The organism is uncultured Ralstonia sp. (assembly GCA_913056305.1).
Taxonomy (GTDB): Bacteria; Pseudomonadota; Gammaproteobacteria; order Burkholderiales; family Burkholderiaceae; genus Ralstonia.
Window position 1 is genome coordinate 1 of sequence record CAJXMR010000244.1, and the last position, 6,441, is coordinate 6,441.

General features: G+C 67.8%; 7 protein-coding genes. All 7 read left to right on the forward strand.

Annotated features, from left to right (window positions below; translation table 11 throughout):
* Positions 1-1,344: cytochrome c biogenesis protein ResB (locus tag QZ609_RS23145; protein ID WP_295499890.1), on the forward strand; the 1,344-nt coding region annotated here is incomplete at its 5' end.
* A gap of 7 nt (positions 1,345-1,351) precedes the next feature.
* On the forward strand, positions 1,352-2,551 hold the full coding sequence (gene ccsB, locus QZ609_RS23150; protein ID WP_295499892.1) for a c-type cytochrome biogenesis protein CcsB: 1,200 nt from the start codon (positions 1,352-1,354) through the stop codon (positions 2,549-2,551).
* Between the two features lie 101 nt (positions 2,552-2,652).
* Positions 2,653-3,096: an ATP-binding protein gene (locus QZ609_RS23155; RefSeq protein WP_295499894.1), complete on the forward strand. Its 444-nt coding sequence runs from the start codon at positions 2,653-2,655 to the stop codon at positions 3,094-3,096.
* Between the two features lie 45 nt (positions 3,097-3,141).
* Complete coding sequence (locus QZ609_RS23160) at positions 3,142-3,699, forward strand: RNA polymerase sigma factor (RefSeq protein ID WP_295499896.1); 558 nt, start codon at positions 3,142-3,144, stop codon at positions 3,697-3,699.
* Between the two features lie 8 nt (positions 3,700-3,707).
* Positions 3,708-4,589 carry an anti-sigma factor gene (locus QZ609_RS23165; protein WP_295499897.1) on the forward strand — a complete coding sequence of 294 codons (882 nt, stop codon included), beginning with the start codon at positions 3,708-3,710 and terminating at the stop codon, positions 4,587-4,589.
* A 106-nt stretch (positions 4,590-4,695) separates the two neighbouring features.
* On the forward strand, positions 4,696-5,691 hold the full coding sequence (msrP, locus tag QZ609_RS23170; protein ID WP_295499899.1) for a protein-methionine-sulfoxide reductase catalytic subunit MsrP: 996 nt from the start codon (positions 4,696-4,698) through the stop codon (positions 5,689-5,691).
* Between the two features lie 9 nt (positions 5,692-5,700).
* On the forward strand, positions 5,701-6,369 hold the full coding sequence (gene msrQ / locus QZ609_RS23175; protein ID WP_295499900.1) for a protein-methionine-sulfoxide reductase heme-binding subunit MsrQ: 669 nt from the start codon (positions 5,701-5,703) through the stop codon (positions 6,367-6,369).
* Positions 6,370-6,441 lie beyond the last annotated feature (72 nt).

Consider the following 6,441-nt stretch of genomic DNA (forward strand, 5'->3'; position numbering starts at 1 on the left):
AAGCTGTTTGCCAGCGACATCGTCGTGACCGACCGCCGCACCGGCAAGCAGACCGACGCGCGCGTCGAGGTGAACAAGCCCTTCGTGATCGACGGCGTGGCGATCTACCAGTCGAGCTTCGAAGACGGTGGCTCCAAGCTCAAGCTGACCGGCTTCCCAATGCGTGGCACGGATGGCAAGACCTTCGCGCTGGGCGGTACGGTGGGCGAGAACACCAAACTCGCCGGCCCCGGTGCCGACTACACGGTGGAGTTCACCGACTTCCGCCTGATGAACGTCGAGACCGTCACCGATGCCGCTGGCAAGCAGGACGCGCGCGGCGTCGGCAAGAAGGGGGCGGGGGACGCCGGCCTGCGCGCCGAACTCGGCAACGTCACCAAGATGACGCGCGACCGCGACCTGCGCAACGTCGGCCCGTCGGTGCAGTACAAGCTGCGCGACGCCAACGGGCAGGCGCGCGAGTTCAGCAACTACATGCTGCCGATCACGCTCGAGGGCCAATCGGTGTTCCTGGCCGGTGTGCGCACGCAGCCGGACGAGCCGTTCCGCTACCTGCGCATTCCCGCCGATGTGCAAGGCACCGTCAACGACTGGATGCGCCTGCGTGCCGCGCTGCAAAGCCCGGCGATGCGCGGCGAGGCGGCGCGCCGCTTCGCGCTGCTCTCCATGCCGGGCGATGACCGCACCCAGTTGCGTGCGCAGCTGGCGGAGAGCGCCCGCCGCGCGCTCGACCTGTTTGCCGGCGTCACCGACATCAAGGGTGCCCCGGCCAACGGCGAGGGCGGCTTTGCGGCGGTGGCCAACTTCCTGCAGAAGTCGGTGCCCGAGGGCGAGCGCGAGAAGGCTGCCGACGTGCTGATGAAGATCATCAACAGTGCGGTCTGGGAGCTGTGGCAACTGGCCCGCGCGCAGGACGGCCTGCCTGCGCCCACGGTCGACGCGACCAGCAGCCAATGGCTCCAGACCGCCATCAACTCGCTGTCGGACAGTTTCTTCTACGGCGCGCCGGTCTATCTGCAGCTGGTTGATTTCCAGCAAGTCCAGGCCAGCGTGTTCCAGCTCACGCGTGCGCCGGGCAAAAACATCGTGTATCTTGGGTCGTTGCTGCTGGTGCTGGGCGTGTTCTCGATGTTCTACGTGCGGGAGCGCCGCTGGTGGCTGTGGATTCGCCCCAACGGTACTGAATCCGCCTCCGGCGCCCATGTGTTGACCGCCATGTCGACCACGCGCCGCACGCTCGACTTCGACCGCGAATACGAGCGCCTCAAGCAGGATGTCCGCGCCGCTGTCGGCGCGCCCGGCCCCGCCAGTGCAGCGCAGGCCGACCCCAAACCAACGAAGTGAGCCGGTGATGGAAGCGACCAATCTCCCCCAATCGTCGTCAGCGACTGCCGTGGCCGCTGATCTTGGTGCGCTGCAGCGTCCGTCCTATTTCCGTCGCCTGGGCTGGTTCGACTGGTTGTTCGCGGTGTTTCTGGCCGCTGGCGCCGGCTATGCCTTCTCGCGCTACGGCGCCTACATGGACGGTTACGAGCGCGGCATCCTGGTGGCCGCCGTGCCGGCCTTCGCATGGCTGGGCTGGACCTGGAAGCCGGTGCGCGTGCTGATGATCGGGCTGGCCGCGCTGTCGCTGTTCGCCATCTCCCAGTACAGCGGCGCGAACGGCCCCGAGCTTGCCCGTGCCGACCACGCCTTCTTCCTGAAATACTTCCTCGCCAGCCAGTCGGCCATCCTGTGGATGAGCGCGCTGATCTTCCTGTCCACGCTGTTCTTCTGGGCGGGCCTGGCGGCGCGCTGGGAGGCGGGCGGGGCGATCGGCAGCAAGCTGTGCTGGGCCGCCGTGGTGCTGGGCCTGACCGGCATGCTGGTGCGCTGGTACGAGTCCTACCTGGTGGGCGCCGACATCGGGCACATTCCCATCTCGAACCTGTACGAGGTGTTCATCCTCTTCACGCTGATCACCTCGCTGTTCTACCTGTACTACGAGCAGCGCTACAAGACGCGCGCGCTGGGGCCGTTCGTGATGCTGGTGGTGTCGGCGGCGGTGGGCTTTCTGCTGTGGTACACGGTGTCGCGCGGCGCGCAGGAGATCCAGCCGCTGGTGCCGGCACTGCAGAGCTGGTGGATGAAGATCCACGTGCCGGCCAACTTCATCGGCTACGGCACGTTCTCCCTGGCGGCCATGGTGGGCGGGGCCTACCTGCTCAAGGAGCACGGCATCCTGGTCGACCGGCTGCCGTCGCTCGAGGTGCTGGACGATGTGATGTACAAGGCCATCACGGTCGGCTTTGCATTCTTCACCATCGCCACCATCCTCGGTGCGCTGTGGGCGGCCGACGCCTGGGGCGGCTACTGGAGCTGGGACCCGAAGGAGACCTGGGCGCTGATCGTCTGGCTGAACTACGCGGCCTGGCTGCACATGCGGCTGATGAAGGGGCTGCGCGGGCGCATGGCGGCGTGGTGGGCGCTGATCGGCCTGCTGGTGACGACGTTCGCCTTCCTGGGGGTGAACATGTTCCTCTCGGGTCTGCACAGCTACGGCGAGCTGTAAGTCACAAAAATCGTCGGCGGACTGGAATAAAGACGCACACAGCGTGTTTACTGCTCTATGAGGGCGCGATTCCCGCGCCCCTCCATCCCAAGGAGAACAAGATGAGCCAGTCCGCAGCCTTTCCTGTGTTGTCCCGTTCTGTGTCCGGCGCGCGCCTGGCACTGGCCGCCGGCGCCATGACGCTCGCCGCGCTGGGTCTGGCCGGCTGCAGCAGCATGGGCATGGGGGTGTCGTCCACGCCGTCGGCCGTCAAGGTGATGAATGGCACGCTCACCGACGCCCACGGCATGGCGCTCTACACCTTCGACCGCGACACCATGGCCGGCAAGAGCGCCTGCAACGGCAACTGCGCCAACACCTGGCCGCCGCTGGCCGCCAATGACGCCGACAAGGCCTCCGGCGACTACACCATCCTCACCCGCGACGACGGCAAGAAGCAGTGGGCCTACCATGGCAAGCCGCTCTACCTGTTCAGCAAGGACAAGATGCCCGGCGACCAGACCGGCGACGGTTTCCTGAACATCTGGCACCTCGCCAAGCCATAAGCGCGCCTGCCGCGCCACCCACGTTCCGCCCACCACGCGCGTGCCATGTCCGACCTCGCCGGCCGCCTGATCGCGCTGACGCCGCGCCTGCGCCGCCACGCGCGCGGCCTGACCGGCGACGCCACCCGCGCCGACGACCTCGTGCAGGACACGCTGGAGCGCGCCTGGCGGTTCCGCTGGCGCTTCCAGTTGCGGCCGACGCGGCTGGGCGTGTTGGGCGCGGCGGTGGAGGCGGGTGACCCGCTGTTCGCGTGGCTGCTGACCATCATGCATCGCCTGCACCTGAACGCCGTGCGCCGGCCCGATCGGCTCGACCTGACCGACACACCGCCCGAGATCCCGATCAACGAAGACCCCGGCCTGCGCCGCGACATGCTGCGCGCGCTGGCGTCGTTGCCTGAGGACCAGCGTGCGGTATTGCTACTGGTCGGGCTGGAGCAGCTCGCCTACCGCGAAGCCGCCGACGTGCTGGGCGTGCCGGTGGGTACCGTGATGTCGCGCCTGTCGCGGGCACGCGAGCGGATGCGTGTGGCGCTCGACGGCGCACCCGCTGCATCGGGACCGCCCGCCGACAGCAGCACCACGCTACACCGCGTGAAGTGAGGCCGACCATGTCCGCCAATTCTCCCCACAGCGCCATCCACATTGACGAACTCCACGCCTACGCCGACGGCCGCCTGGACGCAGCACGCCGCGCCGCCGTGGAAGCGTACTTGGCGGCGCACCCCGGCGCTGCCGCCGAGGTGGCAGCGTGGCGCCGCGTCGACGCGCAACTGCATCGCGCGCTCGACCCATTGCTGAATGAAGTGGTGCCGCAGCGCCGCATCCCGGCGGCGATCCAGGCGGCCAACCGGGCAGCGGGCCACCCCCCGGCACGGGGCGGCTTTGGCGCCATGCGCGGCTGGAGCATGCTGGCGTTGGGTGTCGCGTGCCTGGCCATCGGCACCGGCGCAGGCTGGCTGGGCCGGGGCGCCCTGGACCGCACCGTGCCGATGCGGCGCTTTGCCAACGACGCGCTGGTATCGCACGTCGTCTACGCGCCCGAGTCCAAGCATATGGTGGAGGTGCCGGCCGCCGAGGAGGCCCATCTCGTCACGTGGCTGTCGCGGCGGCTGGATGCGCAGCTGCATATCCCCGACCTGACGTTGCTCGGCTACCGGTTGATCGGCGGGCGCCAGACGGTGGTGGCGGATGCGCCCACGGCCATGCTGATGTACGAGGGGCCGGACGGCACGCGCATCTCCGTGCAATTGCGGCGCATGCCCAACAACCGCGACACCGGCTTCCGGCTGGAGACGCTGGCGCCGGATAGCCGGGTGCTGTCGGCGATGCATCCGGCGGTGGACAAGCCGCCGCCGATGGCGTTCTACTGGGCGGACCACGGGCTGGGGTTTGCGGTATCCGGACCGCTGGCGCGACCGCAGCTGCTGGAAGTGGCGCAGACGGTGTACCGGCAGTACAGCGAATTCACCGGGCCTGCGCCCAAGCAATGAGCACCCGAAAAATTTCGCCGCGCGCTGTCAGGTTGGCGGCGCGGGCGCGACCAACGCACATGGGAGCCAGCTTGCGCTGGCGCCCGCACAACGAGGACCACCGACCATGCTGATCAAGACCGACCGCTGGCTGCGCGGAGATGACATTGCTGCCAGCGAGATCACGCCACAGCACATCTTTGAGCAGCGCCGCCGCCTGCTGACCGCCGCGGCGCTGGGGGCGGCCGGTGCGGCGCTGTCGCCATGGGCCGCGCGCCAGGCCTTTGCCGCCAACCCGGCGCTGGCCAAGCTGGCCGCCAAGCCGAACACCGCCTACACCACGGTCGAGAAGCTGACGCCGTTCGACGAGGTGACGGGCTACAACAACTTCTACGAGTTCGGCACCGATAAGTCCGACCCCGCGCGCTATGCCGGCACGCTGCGCCCGCACCCCTGGCAGGTCAGCGTGGAAGGGCTGGTGAAGACGCCCAAGACCTACGACCTGGACGACCTGATGAAGCTGGCGCCAATGGAAGAGCGTGTCTATCGTCTGCGCTGCGTCGAGGGCTGGTCGATGGTGATCCCGTGGGTCGGGTTTCCGCTGGCCGAGCTGATCCGCCGTGTCGAGCCGTTGGGCGGCGCCAAGTACATCCAGTTCATCTCGCTGGCCGACAAGCGCCAGATGCCCGGCGTCAGCAGCCCGGTGCTCGACTGGCCGTACAGCGAGGGCCTGCGGCTGGATGAGGCCATGCACCCGCTCGCGCTGCTCACCTTCGGCCTGTACGGCCAGGTGCTGCCGAACCAGAACGGCGCCCCGGTGCGCATGGTCTTGCCGTGGAAGTACGGCTTCAAGAGCGCCAAGTCCATCGTCAAGATCCGCTTTGTCGACAAGCAGCCGCCGACCAGCTGGAACCTCGCCGCCTCCAACGAGTACGGCTTCTACTCCAACGTGAACCCGACCGTGGACCACCCGCGCTGGAGCCAGGCCACCGAGCGCCGCATCGGCGAGGACAAGGGCGGCTTCGGCGGCCTGTTCGCGCCCAAGCGCAAGACGCTGATGTTCAACGGCTACGATCAGGTTGCCTCGCTCTATACGGGCATGGACCTGCGCAAGTTCTTCTGAGGATGCCCCGTGAAAGCCCTGCCTTCCATGCTGTCGCCCAAGCAACTGCGCGTGATGAAGATCGTCGTGTGGCTGGTCGCGCTGGTGCCGTTCCTGCGGTTGCTGGTGCTGGGCGCGACTGACCAGTTCGGCGCCAACCCGCTGGAGTTCGTCACGCGCTCGACCGGCACGTGGACGCTGGTGCTGCTGTGCTGCACGCTGGCCATCACGCCGCTGCGCCGCCTCACCGGCATGAACTGGCTGATCCGCATCCGCCGCATGCTGGGGCTGTACACGTTCTTCTACGGCACGGTCCACTTCCTGATCTGGCTGCTGGTTGACCGCGGGCTCGATCCTGCGTCGATGCTGAAGGACGTCGTCAAGCGACCCTTCATCACCGTCGGCTTTACCGCGTTCGTGCTGATGATTCCGCTGGCCGCCACCTCCACCAACGCGATGGTGCGGCGCCTGGGCGGCAAGCGCTGGCAATGGCTGCACCGGCTGGTGTACGTGACCGGCGTGCTCGGCATCCTGCACTACTGGTGGCACAAGGCTGGCAAGCACGACTTTGCCGAGGTGTCGATCTACGCGGCGGTGATGGCGCTGTTGCTGGGGTTGCGTCTGTGGTGGGCCTGGCGTGCCGCACGTGCGTCGCGCCAGCCGGTGATGGCCGGTGGCGCGGTGCCGTCCGGCGATTGACGCCGCTCGATGTGCAACAAAAATCTATGGTCACCCCCACTTTTGCAACCCTGGGGTTCGATGGTGTGGTTG